Source organism: Methanolapillus millepedarum (assembly GCF_032594115.1).
Classification (GTDB): domain Archaea; phylum Halobacteriota; class Methanosarcinia; order Methanosarcinales; family Methanosarcinaceae; genus Methanolapillus; species Methanolapillus millepedarum.
Map to the genome: position 1 here is coordinate 1,440,196 of NZ_CP131060.1, position 15,986 is coordinate 1,456,181.

Below are 15,986 nucleotides of genomic sequence, written 5' to 3' on the forward strand. Positions count from 1 at the left end.
TTTCTTTTCATTTTCTTTTTTTCATTTATCTTTTTAAAACAGCCATCGGCTTTGAGTCATTTTTCCCAAAATGGTTGCGATAACGCGCGCGCAGGGCGCCGGAAAAAGCGGGCAATAAAAATGAGAAAATAAAGAAATAAAAAAAGAAAAATTATTCTTCTTCTTTTTCGTCTTCCTTTTTGTAAATCATGGTTCCGACGCCGATGTCGGTGAAAAGTTCTAAAAGCAACGAGTGCGGGGTGCTTCCGTTGATGATGTGAACGCCTTCGACGCCGCTTCGGACAGCCACTTCGGCGCCCCGGATTTTTGGAATCATTCCGCCGGTGATAATTTCATCCTCAATCATTTTATCGATTTCGGAAACTTCAATTTTGGAAATCCGGCTGTTTTTGTCTTTCACATCCCGGAGAACACCGGAAATATCGGTCATCATAATCAGTTTTTTAGCGCCCAGTGCGGCGGCGACGTCACCGGCGACGGTATCTGCGTTAATATTGAGCATGTGTCCTTTCTTTTCGGCGGCGACCGGCGAAATTACCGGGATGTAGCCGTTTTCAATCATCATGCGCAGAATTTTCGGGTTAATAATTTCGGTTTCGCCAACCCATCCGATATCAACATCTTCTTCGTTGCCGTCGACAACGACCTTTTGACTCTTTTTCTTTTTGGCTTGAATCAAATTCGCGTCAACACCGTTTAAACCGACACCTTTTCCGCCGTATTTATTGATAAGGGATACCATTTTAGTGTTGATGTTCCCGACCAAAACCATGGTGGCAATTTCAAGCGTATCGTCATCGGTAACCCGGAGGCCTCCGATGAATTTCGGCGTTTTGCCCATTTTTTCCATTTTTTCATTGATTTCAGGACCGCCGCCGTGAACGACAATGGTCTTAATGCCGACAAAATGCAAAAGGACAATGTCTTGGACAATTTCGTCCATTAAGTTTGCCGCAGCTTCCGGTCCCATCATCGCGTTGCCGCCGATTTTGATCACCATGACCGATTCCGAAAAATCCCGAATGTAAGGAAGGGATTCGATTAAAACATCTTCAAACTTTAATCCCATGTGTGGTCTTTCCGCTGTTTCTGTCAATTGCTTGCCATTGTGTATAAAATATTAGGATAAAAATAATCCAATATGCCTAGTCTCTTTGTTCTCTTAAAGATTTTGATGACAAAATCGAATAAAAATAAAAATATTTCAAATGTAAACAAATGATTAAAAAAAGCGGAATCGAATTTCGTTTCCGCTTTATGTGGGTGTTGTAAATGAAAAATGAACCTTCATTTATCGTACTTAAATCTCGTCGAGTTTAATGATTTCGACTTTTTTAACGAACGGCTTGTTGATTTTTGCCGGCATCCAGGACGGTCTGTTCTTCGGAGCGTCAACAAGTTCTTTCCAGGCTTTGAAGACGTGGACTTTCTTGGTTCCTCTCTCGCGGAGCATGATTGTTTCCGGTTTCTTTTTGTTGCCGTTGCCGCGGTTTGCAACTTTTAAGGCTGCTTGTCTGGGTTGTTTACCGGTAAAGACACCGGATTCTGTGCCATCTTTTTCTCTTAAAACAAAGTTTCTTGTTTCTGCCATCTTAATCACCTTTGCAATAATCTTGGATATATTGCTAGTGAGTGAATTGGCATTTCTTATATATATAGTTTGTCTATATATTGACTCTTTTAACGCCGTTTTAACGATTTTTTTATTTTTTTTCGCAAAGAGGATAATTTTATACATGAATGTGAATATTTTTCAATTTTGGGCAGAAAAAAAGGTCTTTTGAATCTGATTTTTGAAAAACTAAAATTTAGCGAAATCATATTTTTTTTGCATACTATCGTGACGGTCCCAAAAAACATGCTTTGAAAAAAAGCATCGGATGATGCAACTATATAGATTTGAAAAAAATACTAAAAATTGAAAATTGAAAATTGAATAATGAAATTGATGAAATTAAATGAAAAAGAGAAACGAAAAATAATGCGTCCGATTTTTGAGAACAAGCTTTTATATCCGCAGAAAATATTGGCTACTCGAATAATATATTTTATTTTTTAAAAACAATAGAGGTAAACATTCAATGAAAGCATGTCCGATTCTTCCGGACGTTCAGGCCAACAAGCCCAATGTTCCGATTAATTTGACGCGCGTCGGCGTGACCGACGTCAAAAAACTGGTTGAAATCAAGCGTGAGAACAAGCGCCCGATTATTTTAATGTCGTCGTTTGATATTTTCGTCGATCTTCCGTCCGATCGAAAAGGCGCTAACCTGTCCCGTAATTTTGAGGCGATTGATGAAACGCTCAACAACATTTTCCATCTCCCCGTTTATGAAATTGAAGATTTATGCGGCGACATCGCCGAAAATTTAATCGGACGGCACGAATACGCATCAAGGGCAGAAGTGCGTATGAGAAGCGAGTATGTTCTCAAACGGAAATCGCCGGCAACCGAAATCGAATGCCAGCAATTTGTGGATATTTTCGCGGACGCCGTTGCCGAGCGCGGGGAAAACGACAGTTGCGTCCGGGTTCAAAAAATGATCGGCGCGGAAGTAATGGGTATGACCGCCTGTCCGTGCGCGCAATCCATGATGCAGGAAGAAGCGGAGATGCAACTTCAAAAGTTGGGCGTTGAGCCGGAAAAAATTGCCGAATTTTTAAAAGCGGTCCCGATGGCGACGCATAATCAACGCGGCCGCGGCATCATTTCGATTCAAACCACGGATACGAAAGGCGTAAGTTTGGACCAAATTATTAAAATTATTGAAGAATCGATGAGCTCCAACGTTTTTGAAGTTCTCAAACGCGCGGATGAAAAAGTGGTTGTTGAGCGCGCGCACAATAATCCGAAATTTGTGGAAGATTGCGTCCGGACGATGGCGAAAAAGGTGGTTGAGACGTTCCCGAATTTGTCGGGTGACTCGCTGGTCACGATTAAGCAGATCAATGAGGAAAGCATTCACAAACACAACGCTTTTGCCGAAAGAATCGCTCGAATCGGTGATATTCGGGATGAACTCGCAAACGGGTAAAAAGCGTCAATGAATGAAAGCAAAGCGTAGCCAAATGCCGAATCATTTCAAAAAATGAAATGACGAATATTATAAATCTGTGGAAGACGTAGGAAAAAGCATGGCAAATCAAGACAAAGAAAATAAGGAAAGCAAAGAAAAAAGCGGAGGCGGCAGCGAACTTCAAGTCTTTGACGTCCGCGGCGTTCCGATGAAAGTCGGCGACTTTGTCAAATACATCAATACGGGAACAGTCGGCCATATTCTTGAAATTATGGAAGATGACGAGGGCGTTTGGGCCTATTTAGATTCCACCGAGCTTTATTACAAAATCGGCTTTTTGGAAATCACACTCGAAATCAAAACGGCTGCCGATAAAAGAAAAGATTTGGAAGATGAAATTCAGGAAAAGATCCGTCTGCGCGAGGAAGTTGCGGGATCGGCCAGTACTGAAAATGTCGAAATGGGCGGCGCCGGTTAAATTAAAACCAGTCTCCCATTTCTGTTTTAATTTTTAATTGAACAGATGAGTTGGTTTTTATTTTCATTCTTTTCCACATTTGATTGTTGTGAATTTTGTTTTGGTTTGATTTGATTGAGTGCCTGTCTCTCGGATAATTATGCAGCTTGCCGTTATCGTTCTCTTCTTTGTTTTTATTTTGATTGCGGTCCGGCGGATCGGACACGTCCGTCTTCCGATTTGGGGAATTATGACGGCCGGCGCAGTGGTTGTTCTTCTTCTCGGTCAGATTTCAATTTCGGATGCGTTTTTTGCGGTTCAGTGGGAAACCATTTTATTTCTTTTCGGGATGTTTGTTATCGGCGCCGCGATTGATTTATCCGGCCTTCTCCGGTCGTATGCCGATTCGTTTTTCTCCGGCATCCGGTCTCAAAAGAAAATGTTATTTTGTTTTATTTTTGCCGCCGGTTTTTTTTCCGCCATATTGATGAATGACACGGTGGCCATTATCGGAACGCCGTTTGCGCTTTGGTGTGCCAAAAGGTACAACATGCCGGCAAAAACGATGTTGTTTGCGCTGGCGGCTGCCGTCACCACCGGAAGCGTCGCGTCTCCTATCGGCAATCCGCAAAATTTGCTCATTGCGTCAAGCGGCATTTCCGATCCGTTTTTACAGTTTTTGTATTATTTGTTCATTCCAACCGCCATCGGTCTTTTGATGGTTTACGTTCTTTTGGCTTGGTCTTTAAAATACAATAAAACAATCTGCAAAAACCCGGTTTTGGATGAAAAAGGAGAAACTGTCGGCTGCGAAGTTCCGAACGAGCAAAAGGCTTCTTCCGGGTTTATATTGCTGACAAAAATATCGGTTGTTGTTGTTTTTGTGATGATTGCGCTTTTGATTGCATCTTCCATCGCCGGATATGATTTTTTACTTTTGTTTATTGCGGTTGCCGGCGCGCTTCCTCTCTTAATTTTTTCAAACCGGCGCGTTGAATTGATTCAAAAAGTCGATTGGACGACGCTGCTTTTTTTCGTGTCCATGTTCATTCTCATGAAAGCTGTTTACGACACCGGCTTTTTCCAAAACCTTTTGCCGACGGGTTTTGAAACATCGGTTCCCGTTTTATATTTGACGAGCGTCGTCATCAGCCAATTCATTTCCAATGTTCCGTACGTCACATTTGTACTGCCGGTTTTGGAAAACGCGGCCGCCCCGATTGTCAGTTATATGACCCTGGTTGCCGGAAGTACTCTTGCCGGAAACTTATCCATTTTCGGCGCGGCCAGCACGATTATTATTATTCAAAACGCGGAAAAACAAAAAGAAACGTTGACTTTTACGGACTTTTTGAAATTCGGCGTTCCGCTGACTGTCGCTCAAACAATATTGTTTGTCGGATGGCTGATGCTGTTGTCTTGATATTTCAAAAACCGGGGTGACATTCCCGTTTTTGGTTCTGTTTACGTGTGCTGTTTCCGGCATGGACTGCATCTCCTGTTTCCGGTACAGATTGCATCTCCTGTTTCCGATACAGATTGCATCTCCTGTTTCCGATACAGATTGCATCCACCAATTCTGTATCCGATTCATTTCACTGAAATCCGAGAAAATCAAACGCAAAGCGTTTGATTTTTCGGGATTTTTTGCTTGATTCGGAAATAAAAATAGTCCCTTGGTTTGCTTGATTCGGAAATAGAATGTGTCGCCTTACGCGCGCGCAGGCCGCCGAACTTAAACTTGCTGGAACCGCTTCCGCTCCGACAAAATGCAGCCGCCACCGCTGTTTCCGCCGAGCGGATTTTGCGGGCAGCCGAGAGAATTCATACACCGCGCCATGACGGCCGCACCGCGCGCCAAACCGTCTTCGGCAAACAAAATCCGCCTTTCCGGAGATTTGATCACCCGGCTCATTTTTTGAAGAGTCAGATCCGGTTTTTTGCCGGTTGTCCCCGCTCGTCCCGTTATTCCGATGGCGGCACCCTCCGGGAAAAGGCCGGCGTCAATGACGCATTTCACCAAACCGACCGCCATGTCCGACATGACTTCGTCGATTAAACCCGAAACGGCCGAAAAACCGCGGCTTTCATAAACCGAATAACCGATGTCGGAAAGTGCTGAAAGTCCGGACCCGTTTTCACCGACGTCGCAGCCAATCAGAACAAAACCGCTTTTCTTGGCCGCCGCCGGATTGACCAAAAACGGACCGAATTGAGTCCGGTTTTCGGGAATTTCCGTCACGGATATGAGCGACCGGATTTCATTTTGTGCCGACCGGATTTCGCGGCGGGCGGGAGATGAAAAGAACGGGACCGGCGGCAAAAAAGAAGAACGTGGGACGGATAAAGTTGATAAAGATGAAATCGGCTGTTTATTTTTTGCCATTCCGAAAAGTTCAAACGCGCTTTGTTTGTCCGCGTCAATTTTTTTGATCAAATAATCTGAAACCGCGCCGGCATAACCGCAAAAGTTGCCATGCGTTTTCGCGTATGGTTTTTCATGACCGATAATCCGCCCCGAAAGTGTCGTTCCCATATCGATTGCCAAACACGGGTTTCGAAAATCAATCCGGGTGTGTTTGCCTGCCTCTTTCAGGCCGGCAGCAGCCAGTTCGCCTTCCATTTCATTGGAAATGATATTTTCGGCAAAACATTTCGGCGGAAGGACGCCGGCAACGGCGCCGTCAAAGTAAACGCGGTCCAAAAGCGAATAGGGGCGGATTCTTTCCGGTATTTTGTTCAAGCTTAAATAACCGGTCATTTTGCGGGGAGTAAATCCGGCCATCAAACATCCGTCCGCCAGCGCTTGGACAATCGTTTCCATATAATCCGGAAGCGGGCCGGAATGATTCGAACCGGTTTTGTCGGAAACAGAGGAGGAAGCTGCGGCAGCTGTTGCCGCACCGTTTGTCACGCCGGTTGACCGGACCACAAAATGAACGTCGTCCACCGTCATTTTATTTTCGGAAAGGACATTTAAAATCGTATCCCGAACCAATTCCGCCAGAGATTGTTTTGTTAAGTGAACACTCGATATTGTTTCTCCAAAGATAATTTCATCCGGATTTGGCGGGCGCACGTCGCGTGTAAGACAGACATATTTTCCGATCAGTTCCGCCTTTCCTGTTTTCAAATCGGTTGCCGTCAGAATGCATTTGGTGGTCGTGTTGCCGACTTCAACGGACGCGACGATGAAAGAAGAATCTGACAGCGTGAATTTTTGGCCGAGATAACGGCTGTAAATCATTTCAGGCGAAGACATTTTTCTCAATTTTCATTTTTAAAAGAATTCAGTCAATTAAACAGGGTATGTAAATCACTTGTTCATTTAATATTTATCCGAGAACATTTGTGTCCGTTGCAAATGCCGGTATTTGCCAATACTTCGTCAACTCAATTCTTAAATTGGTTAAATATAATTTTCAAATAGATATCCTTTTAATATATAAAGCGGAATCAATCAAAATCATTAGAAAATTATTTATTTCATGTTGTTAAAGACAGAAGCATGAACAAGGCAAAAAAAGAAAAAATGATGATTCAAGGAAAAGAAATTGTTTGGTTTGAAGAAGAAAAGGGAGATTACATTTCACTGACAGACATCGCCCGTTATCGCGATTCTAAAAGAAGTGATTATATTCTTCAAAATTGGATGCGTAATCGAAGCACAATCGAATTTATCGGACTTTGGGAACAATTTAATAATCCTAATTTTAATCCCATCGAATTCGATGGAATTAAAAGTAAATCCGGGTCAAATGATTTCGTGTTAACGCCAAAAAAATGGATTGAACGTACCGGTGCAGTTGGAATTATTTCAAAACCCGGTCGTTACGGCGGCGGAACGTTTGCGCACAAAGACATTGCTTTTGAATTTGCCACTTGGCTCAGCGCCGAATTCAAGTTTTATTTGATTCGGGAGTTCCAACGGCTCAAAGAAGAAGAACAAAAACGCCTGTCATTGGATTGGAATTTGCAGCGGACGCTTGCCAAAATAAACTATAAAATTCATACGGACGCCATTCGGGAACATATCGTTCCGCCATTTGTCACTCCGGAACAAGCGTCGTATATTTACGCGTCGGAGGCGGATTTATTGAACACGGCCTTGTTCGGAAAAACCGCTCAAGAGTGGCGTTTGAAAAACGCGGGAGCAAAAGGAAATATTCGGGATGAAGCAACGATTGAGCAGCTTGTCGTTTTATCCAATCTTGAGAGCATTAACGCTTTGTTGATCGAACAAAATCTGCCTCAAAGCAGCCGCTTAATTCAGTTGAACCAAATTGCGATTACTCAATTAAAATCGTTGGTTGGCAACCGCCAAATCTTGAAACTTGAACCGGAAAATCAGATTTCTCCAATTCATATTTCCGATTAAGCCACTTTATGTATTTTCAGTTATATTTTGCGCAAACAATTATTATAAATTATACATATTTTATTTTTTAATACTTCGAAACGCTTGTTTTTTTAAAGCATCCTGAATCTATTTTTATTCGGTTTAAAAAATTTTAATCCGAAACCGATTCGATTAATAATCATGACAGTTTTTTATGCAGATAGATAATGTTTTATTGGATAACTGTTACACTTAAAAATAGTATTATTTAAAACAACCAAAACCCGAATTTCGTCGATTCTTAAATCGGCGGTCAAGGGGGTATTGTATGATTCAAAAAGATGAGACGAAAACTTTAGCATGGGCCGCTCGAATTGCCGTCAAAGATGAGGACATTCCTGAATTTTGCGACAAACTCAATCAAAAAATGGATTCTTATTCCATTCTCGGCGGCGCGCCAACCGACGGTGTCAAAATGACCGTCAACCCTTCAAAACTGGCAACCGTCCTCCGAAAAGATGTCGTGGTTCCGTCGATGAGCGTCGAAGAAGCTCTGAAAAACGCGCCGGAAACCTATGAAACGTCTTTTAAAATCCCGAAAATCCTTTAAACAAATTCTAAAATAAAAGGCAAACAGAGGAATAAAATGGTCAAAGACATCTCGGAATTTAAAAAATCGGCTGCAAGCAGTCGTGAAAAAACGGTTGCTTCAAGTCTTGATAAAATCAAAAAAGACGATTTAAACGCGGTCGTTACCGTTTCGGACGCCGCTGTCGCTCTTTCCAAAGGCGAATGCAAATGTGAATGCGGCAGCTCCGAAAGTCCGCTTTTCGGTGTTCCTTATTTTGTGTCGGACAACTTTTCCACCAAAGGCATTGAAACGACGTGCGCTTCCAAAATCATGAAAGGCTACGTTCCGCCGTTTGACGGATTTGCCATTGACCGGATGAGAGAAACCGGTGCGGTCTTACTTGGAAAAGCCAATATGATGGAATTCGGAATCCTCGGCGCGTCGAGCGCTTATGGTCCCGTCAAGAACCCGTGGGACAAAACCAAAAAGGCCGGTCCTTCCGGCGGTTGCGCGGCGGCTGTCAGCGCAGGAGTTGTGCCGGTTGCGCTGTCTTCTGACGCTGGCGGCATCTTGCGTGTTTCCGCATCTTACTGCGGCGTTTACGGATTCCGCCCAACTTATGGCGCAGTTTCCCGTTTCGGACTGATTTACTGTACCGGTTCCATGGATCAAATCAGCGTCGTCGCAACGAAAGTGGCGGACATTGCCGCTGTGATGGAAACAATTTCCGGGCACGACGGCCGGGATACGACTTCTCTTCCGGAGAAAGTGTGCTGCAAAATCGGTGCCGCAAAATCCGACAAGCCGCTTGAAGGCGTCAAAATCGGCGTTCCCGAAGAATACTTAAAAGAGGTTGATCCGGCTGTTGAAAAAGTCTTTAAGGACACGCTTTCGGTCTTTGAGAAATTGGGTGCCAAAGTCAGTCCATGTTCTCTTCCAAACACCCGATATTCAATGGCTGTTCATGACATCATCTTTGCGGGTGAAAGTTCCGCGATGCTTGCCAAATTCGATGGCACGCGGTTCGGACCGCGCGTTCCGGCAGACAACTGGCATGAAATGATTGCGAAAACCCGCGGGCTTTTCGGTCCGGTCGTTCAACGAAGAATCATGCTCGGTGTTCACTTGCTAACCGTCGGTCAATACCAAGATTATTACATGAAAGCGCTCAAAACCCGAACCCTTATCGTGTCGGAACTCGAAAAAGCTCTTGCCGAATATGACTTTTTGGTGTGTCCGACCACCCCGAAAACAGCGCCGCCTTTGGGAGACGCTTGCAGTGCCGGTTGCGCCGGAGAAATGAGCGCGTTTTCGCCGGCGATTGCGGGTGTTGACTTGGCCGGTCTTCCCGCCATTTCAGTTCCGTGCGGATTTTCGAATCAAATGCCGGTCGGATTCCAACTGATTGGCGGCTTCTTGAAAGACGCCGATTTGCTCAAAGCGGCGGAAGCCTTTGAAAAACAAACAGATTATGTCAAAAACCCGGAAGTGATCTAAATGGTTTACGAAAACCCGGACCAAGTGATGATCGGACTTGAAGTCCACGTTCAGCTCAACAAAGCCAACACCAAAATGTTTTGCGGCTGCACCACCAATTATACGGATGAGGAAGCCAACACCTGTCTTTGTGCCGGTTGTTTGGCCCTTCCCGGAACGACGCCGGTTTTGAACGAAAAATCCGTCGAATACGCGATTAAAATCGGGCTTGCGCTCAATGCGGAAATTTCTGAAGAGACGGACTTTTATATGAAAAATTATTTCTATCCGGATCTCGGAAATGGCTATCAGGTAACTCAGTTTGACAAACCGATCGTCAAAAACGGACATGTGGTTATCGAAGGCGAAGACGGGGAATTAACCGTCCGAATCCGCCGCGCCCACATGGAAGACGACCCCGGAAAGATGGCACACTTCGGAACGATTGAAAAGTCAACCGGCAGTATCATTGACTTTAACCGCTCAGGAATGCCTTTGGTTGAAATCGTGACCGAGCCGGATATGAGAACGGCCAAAGAAGCCCGCCGCTTCCTCGACAAGCTCAGAAGCATTCTGGAATACTTGGATGTTTTTGACGGTTCCCGCGAAGGTGCCCTGAAAGCCGACGCCAACGTTTCCGTTTATCACGGCACGCGTGTGGAAGTGAAAAATATTTCTTCCCACAAAGCTGTTGAGAAAGCCATCAATTATGAAATTATGCGCCAAAAGGACGCTGTCCGAAAAGGCAAAAAATTGGTTCAGGAAACCCGCCACTACGACGAAGCCCGGAATGTAACGATCAGTCTCCGTGTGAAAGAAACAGCCGATGATTACCGCTATTTCCCGGACTTTGATTTGGTGCCGCTTTATGTCGGCGACAAAATCGAAGGAATTCGCGCAAAAATGCCGGAATTGCCGGACGCCAAACGTGAGCGTTTTGTAGCGCAGTACGGCATTTCCGATGCCCACGCGAAAAGTTTGACGTCGGAAAAAGCGTTTGCCGATCTCTTTGAGCGCGTCGCCCAAAAAGTAGACCCGAAAGTTGCCGCGTCGTGGGTTGCCGATATTGTGAAAGGCGAACTCAACTATCGGGACATGCCGGTGACGACATGCGATCCCGACGACATCATCTGTGTCATCGACATGGTCTGCTGCAAGAAAATCAGTGATGAAGGCGGCGTTACCGTGGTCCGCGCACTTTTGGACGAAGGTAAAAAACCGGAGCAAATCATCGCCGAAAAAGGCCTTTCCATGGTTGGCGGCGATTTCCTTGAAAAAGCTGCCAAAGAAGCCATTGCCGAAAGCCCGGAAGCGGTTGCCGATTACAGAGCCGGAACGGAAAAAGCGCTCAATTTCATTGTCGGAAAAGTCATGCAAAAAGCTAAAGGAAAAGCCGACGCGCGGCAAGCCCGCGAAATGGTTTTGAAAGAATTGGGAAAATAAGATAAATGACGAGAGTAAAATTTCGTCTTTTATTTTTTTGATTTTACTTTTTATTGAGTTTTGTTGTTTATTTTAATTTTACTTTTTTATTTTGAGTTTTTGTTTTTTATTTCCATTTTCTCATTTTAAAAGTAGAAGACCGGCATTTCACCGGTCTTTCGGGTTGAGTATATTTCGTTTTTTGTTTTTTTGTTATCTTGGTTTGGTTTTGGAATGCGGGAAACCGCATTATACCATAAACAAGAATAACCGCGATTTTACGGATTCTATTCGTGTTCTAGTGTTTTATTTTTTCGCTTTAATCGTTCTTTATTCAATTTTCGGGTTTGAGGTGTTTTGTTTTAATTTTGATTTAATTTTCTGTTCTTGTTTTTGATTTTGTTTCAATTTCTTAAGTTCAAATGCTTTTATATTCAGTTTGACGGAGACCGCATACCTTAAATATAAAACATATTTTCCAATTTTGAGATTGATCATGGTTATCCGACATCGTAAACAACCTGTAACAAAAACGAAAAATAATAATTCGTCCTTTATTGGTGACGAAACGAAGCGTTATTGAATAAGTATTTTGTCAGGCATATGATCTTCAATACTATATCTGTATTACTTATATATAAGATTTATATCAAAATCTCATAAATATAGTAATTATAATAAAATGACATGTATATAGCAAAAACGATAATATTTTAAAAAACGGTCATAAGAAATATGAGTGCGACAAAGCGCAGAAAGACGTCGATTTCTTTGACGGTGAACCAAAAGTTTCTGAATAAGATGAATCAGCTGATCAACACCAGCGAATTCTCATCCATTTCAGACATCGTCAACGTTTCCGTTTCTATGTTTATCGGAAAACTTTCGGTCTATAAAGACGATCCGGAGTTTGATTGCGCAAAACTGGATGCGTTTTACCAGGATGATAAATCACCACGTGAGAAAATCTCGGTTTCTTACAGCGAGTTTTTGGACAAAGAGCTGGAGGCACTTTGCCTTGTCACTCAAAAGAATAAATCTTATGTTGTTCGAATCGCCTTAGACAATTTTTTGGATTATTACAATAAAAATGGCGAAAAAAAGCTCATCCTCAATCGGGAGACAAATCTTTCCATTACGAAAGAAGACTTAAAAAATATTGTCAAAGAAATTATGGATGACATCAAAAAAGAAAATTCATAATTTGGAAAATGCAATTTTAAAAATTATTGTTTTTCAACATATGCTCCGATTTTTTCCATATCCTCAAAAAATGATGGGTAAGAGATCCGAACCGATTCCGCTGTGTCGATTGTTGTATTTCCGACAGCAAGTCCCGCAACAAACAGCGCCATCACAATCCGATGGTCGTCCCACCCGCAAAGATTTGCGCCCTTTAATGAACTGCTTTTGCCTGAAATGATTAATCCGTCCTTTGTTTCAACAATATCGGCGCCCATTTTTGAAAGTTCGGTCGCCATCGCTTTTAACCGGTCAGTTTCTTTAAAACGGACATGTTCCGCATTTTGAATCGTCATCGTTCCTTCCGAAAAGGCGCCTAAAACAGCCAGTGTCGGCACCAAATCCGGCGTTTTTCCGGCATCGACGCAAATCCCTTTCAGTTTTTTTCCCGAATTTGAAACGCACACAACGCCGGTTTTTTTGTCCCAGGAAATATCGGCGCCCATTTCTTTTAATATTTCAATAATTGCCGAATCGCCTTGCGCCGACGGAAATATATTTTTGACATGGACGCGCGATTTCGGAATCAGCGCCGCGGCTGCCAGGACGTAGGACACGGATGAAAAATCTCCGGGAACTGTATAGTCGCCCAAATTGTAAATTTGGCTGCCTTCGATTTTATAAGAAATTCCGTTGCCGGAACTCCGGTTTTGTTCAATGATTTTGACGCCGGCTTTTTCGGCGACATCAAGAGTAATGTCTACATATGGTTTTGATTTCAGTTCTCCATCAATCCAAAGTTCAGTCGAACCGTCCAGAAGCGGGCATGTCAAAAGAAGTGCCGAAATAAATTGTGAGCTGACACCGCCATCAATTGAATATTTTCCCGGCTTCATTTTTCCCGAAACAATCAAGGGCGCGCAACCATTATTATTTTTTGAGTAAGCGGTTGCGCCCATTTGTTGAAGTGTTGATAAGAGAGGAACATTGGGACGTTTTTGGATTGATTCGTCGCCCGTTAATATGATTTCTTTGTCACAAAGCGCCGAAAGCGCCGTCATAAAGCGCAATGTCGTTCCCGAATTTCCGATATCGACGGTTTCATTCGGAGCCGCCGGAGATTTTCCAAATCCGGTCACGGAAATCATTTCCGGCGTTTCTTCAAAGCGCGCCCCGAAAAGACGGCAAGCGTTCATAGTCGAGCGTGTGTCATCTGAAATCAGGCAGTTGTAAAGGTGTGTTTTTCGAGTCCCAAGCGCTGAAACAAAGACAGCCCGATGGGTATAGCTTTTAGAAGCCGGAGCATTTACTTCTCCCGCTAAAACGGATTTTTGGACGGAAACAATCATATTTTTTCTGTAAAACCTTGAAAGATTATAAAGCTTTTAGAGAACACAAAAATAAAAACGAAAGGTAGAAATAAAAAATAAATAGAAAAAAACGGATTTTCGTCTGTTTGTTTTATTTCTTTTTACCGATTTCTTTGGATTTTTCGGCGCCGTTAATCACCGCATTCATAAACGCCGCTCGAATTTTGTATTCTTCCAACGTTTGAATGCCGACGATCGTGGTTCCGGCGGGCGAACAAACCATGTCTTTGAGTTCGGCCGGATGGTCGCCGGTCTCAATGACCATTCTCGCGGCACCAATTACGGTTTGCGCCGCCAAAATCATTGCGGTTTTTCGGTCAAGTCCTTCATAAACCCCGCCGTCGGCCATGGCTTCGATGATCGGGAAAATATAGGCAGGACCGCTCCCGGAAAGACCGGTGACGGCGTCCAAAAGGTCCTCGGGAACTTCCATCGCAACGCCGACCGTTGAAAATACGGCCTTTGCCAAGTCAACGTCTTCTTTGGTCGCGTTTTTTCCGGGACAAATGCCGGTTGCGCTTTCAAGAACCGTTGCGCAAATGTTTGGCATAACGCGGACAACACGTGCTTCTTTTCCAACCATTTCTTCCAGGCTGGCGGTTGTCACGCCGGCAGCAATTGAAATAAACAGTTTTTTCCCGAGAGAACCGGCGGTTGACAAGGCGGCGGCAATGTCTTTGGGTTTGACGGCGATGATTAAAATGTCGGCGCGGTTGACGACGTCGGCATTGTCGGCGGTCACGAAAATACCGAAATCTTTTCGGGCAATTTCGGCGGATGGTTCATATTTTTCCCCGGCGAAGATGTTTTCTTTGGGAATACCGCTTTTCAAAAGCCCGCGAATGATAGCGGACGCCATTTTTCCGGCGCCCAAAAATCCGATTTTTTGTTCGTTGAGTTTCATAGATAATTCCTTCCGGTTAAAGATGGATGAAATAGTATTTCCGCTTATTTTATCCTTACCGATTCTTGAATCTATCGTATTTAATTCTTGGAATAGAATTTCAGAATATTTCAATTTCTCAAAAAATTTTAGACTATTTCAAGCTTTTGGGAGATAATTTTTTTGTCTGTTTGTTGACGTCCCCCTTTAAAAAATTATCCGAACTCGATTTCAATTTCCGATACGACAATTTCAATTTCAAATGAAACGTCCGATTCAATCCGGAGAATTTTATTTTCCGGGTCAAATTCCGTTTTCCATTCCGGACATTCGACGTTCCATTTCTCAACCCATTCGATCATTTGTTTTTCGACGGCTAACTCCCGGTTTTCATAGTAGTCTGAAAAATCCGCCGGCGGTGAATTATTTGGAATATATTGAATTTCCAAATAGTTAATCCGATCTCGAACGGTTGCGGTTTTGGTGACATAGAAGCGGATGTTTTTTTGATCGGATTCAACGGGGGGCGTTTTACTTTTGAAAATTTGGCCCGACAATGAAATCATTGTTTGATTTTCCGCATTCTTTGTGACAAATATCGACAGGGGAGAGACTTGGGTGGCACCTGTTCTCTGGCTTAAAACAAATGAGGATGGCCCGTAAAAATACATTCGGTCCGGTAGTTGCTGATATGTTTTGAAAAATATAACGGAACCGTTGCTTAATATTAAAGCTTCAAAAGCATTGCCGGATTCGTTTTCATTCTCATTTTCCTCCTTTTCGGATTCCGGTTCCGAAAACGAATGATTTCCCGAAAATTTCAAAAAATCTTTGTTTGGCGGAACAGTCGCATTGGTCCAAATCAGAAACCCGCCGGTATTTTCGTCAACGAAAACCGACGAATTCTTTCCGATAATAATTTGGCTTTCCGAGAGTGAATAATTTTGTCCCGTGAACGAAATTGATTTTTTCATCAATTGATCTGTTTTTTCCGAAAAGGAAACGACAGAGGCTAAGAATATTTTATCTTCTTTTTCTTCTTCCTTTTGAGACAAAGCGGGCAAGACGTTTGCGATCATCAAGGACACAGCCACCGCTAAAATGCCGAGCAGCAAAAGAGCGCCGAAAACGGAGGAAACGCCGGATTTGCTTTTTAAAAATTTATGAAAAAAGTTTATTTTTCGCCTCATTTTCATCTCTTGACGGAAAACCGGAATCTATTTCAATCTTTTTAAATAATTTTCATTTGTATTATTTTTGAAAAATAAA

Annotated in this window: 14 protein-coding genes; 8 read left to right on the top strand and 6 right to left on the bottom strand. The window is 43.2% G+C overall.

Features of this window, described 5'->3' with window-relative positions:
- Positions 1-151 precede the first annotated feature (151 nt).
- Complete coding sequence (argB, locus tag MsAc7_RS06655) at positions 152-1,069, bottom strand: acetylglutamate kinase (protein ID WP_338102138.1); 918 nt, start codon at positions 1,067-1,069, stop codon at positions 152-154.
- A gap of 231 nt (positions 1,070-1,300) precedes the next feature.
- Positions 1,301-1,591 (bottom strand): non-histone chromosomal MC1 family protein, encoded by a 291-nt coding sequence (locus tag MsAc7_RS06660; protein WP_338099235.1) that lies wholly within the window; start codon positions 1,589-1,591, stop codon positions 1,301-1,303.
- A 490-nt stretch (positions 1,592-2,081) separates the two neighbouring features.
- On the opposite strand from MsAc7_RS06660, the gene mptA reads away from it, so the two are divergent.
- The 3 genes from mptA (at position 2,082) to MsAc7_RS06675 (ending at position 4,897) form a co-directional block, all read left to right on the top strand.
- The gene (gene mptA, locus MsAc7_RS06665) at positions 2,082-3,035 is read left to right on the top strand and encodes a GTP cyclohydrolase MptA (protein ID WP_338102139.1); all 954 of its coding nucleotides are present in this window, start codon (positions 2,082-2,084) and stop codon (positions 3,033-3,035) included.
- Between the two features lie 100 nt (positions 3,036-3,135).
- Positions 3,136-3,495 carry a DUF2098 domain-containing protein gene (locus MsAc7_RS06670; RefSeq protein WP_338102140.1) on the top strand — a complete coding sequence of 120 codons (360 nt, stop codon included), beginning with the start codon at positions 3,136-3,138 and terminating at the stop codon, positions 3,493-3,495.
- A gap of 139 nt (positions 3,496-3,634) precedes the next feature.
- Positions 3,635-4,897: an ArsB/NhaD family transporter gene (locus MsAc7_RS06675; protein ID WP_338102141.1), complete on the top strand. Its 1,263-nt coding sequence runs from the start codon at positions 3,635-3,637 to the stop codon at positions 4,895-4,897.
- Between the two features lie 312 nt (positions 4,898-5,209).
- Here MsAc7_RS06675 and MsAc7_RS06680 read toward each other — a convergent pair whose 3' ends face one another.
- The gene (locus MsAc7_RS06680) at positions 5,210-6,736 is read right to left on the bottom strand and encodes a methanogenesis marker 14 protein (RefSeq protein ID WP_338102142.1); all 1,527 of its coding nucleotides are present in this window, start codon (positions 6,734-6,736) and stop codon (positions 5,210-5,212) included.
- A 246-nt stretch (positions 6,737-6,982) separates the two neighbouring features.
- On the opposite strand from MsAc7_RS06680, the gene MsAc7_RS06685 reads away from it, so the two are divergent.
- The 5 genes from MsAc7_RS06685 (at position 6,983) to MsAc7_RS06705 (ending at position 12,485) form a co-directional block, all read left to right on the top strand.
- Positions 6,983-7,852, top strand: a complete 870-nt coding sequence (locus MsAc7_RS06685; RefSeq protein ID WP_338102143.1) for a KilA-N domain-containing protein — start codon at positions 6,983-6,985, stop codon at positions 7,850-7,852.
- Positions 7,853-8,141: 289 nt separating this feature from the next.
- Positions 8,142-8,423: an Asp-tRNA(Asn)/Glu-tRNA(Gln) amidotransferase subunit GatC gene (gatC, locus tag MsAc7_RS06690; RefSeq protein WP_338102144.1), complete on the top strand. Its 282-nt coding sequence runs from the start codon at positions 8,142-8,144 to the stop codon at positions 8,421-8,423.
- A gap of 36 nt (positions 8,424-8,459) precedes the next feature.
- Entirely contained in the window at positions 8,460-9,881 is a 1,422-nt protein-coding gene (locus MsAc7_RS06695) for an amidase family protein (protein ID WP_338102145.1), read from the top strand.
- On the top strand, positions 9,882-11,303 hold the full coding sequence (gatB, locus tag MsAc7_RS06700) for an Asp-tRNA(Asn)/Glu-tRNA(Gln) amidotransferase subunit GatB (protein ID WP_338102146.1): 1,422 nt from the start codon (positions 9,882-9,884) through the stop codon (positions 11,301-11,303). It abuts the gene before it with no gap.
- Positions 11,304-12,017: 714 nt separating this feature from the next.
- The gene (locus tag MsAc7_RS06705; protein WP_338102147.1) at positions 12,018-12,485 is read left to right on the top strand and encodes a hypothetical protein; all 468 of its coding nucleotides are present in this window, start codon (positions 12,018-12,020) and stop codon (positions 12,483-12,485) included.
- A 23-nt stretch (positions 12,486-12,508) separates the two neighbouring features.
- Here MsAc7_RS06705 and aroA read toward each other — a convergent pair whose 3' ends face one another.
- The 3 genes from aroA to MsAc7_RS06720 all read right to left on the bottom strand — a co-directional run bounded on the left by aroA (position 12,509) and on the right by MsAc7_RS06720 (position 15,907).
- Positions 12,509-13,813, bottom strand: a complete 1,305-nt coding sequence (gene aroA / locus MsAc7_RS06710) for a 3-phosphoshikimate 1-carboxyvinyltransferase (protein WP_338102148.1) — start codon at positions 13,811-13,813, stop codon at positions 12,509-12,511.
- 112 nt (positions 13,814-13,925) lie between these two features.
- Positions 13,926-14,738, bottom strand: a complete 813-nt coding sequence (gene proC / locus MsAc7_RS06715) for a pyrroline-5-carboxylate reductase (RefSeq protein WP_338102149.1) — start codon at positions 14,736-14,738, stop codon at positions 13,926-13,928.
- 194 nt (positions 14,739-14,932) lie between these two features.
- On the bottom strand, positions 14,933-15,907 hold the full coding sequence (locus tag MsAc7_RS06720) for a hypothetical protein (RefSeq protein ID WP_338102150.1): 975 nt from the start codon (positions 15,905-15,907) through the stop codon (positions 14,933-14,935).
- Between the last annotated feature and the right edge of the window lie 79 nt (positions 15,908-15,986).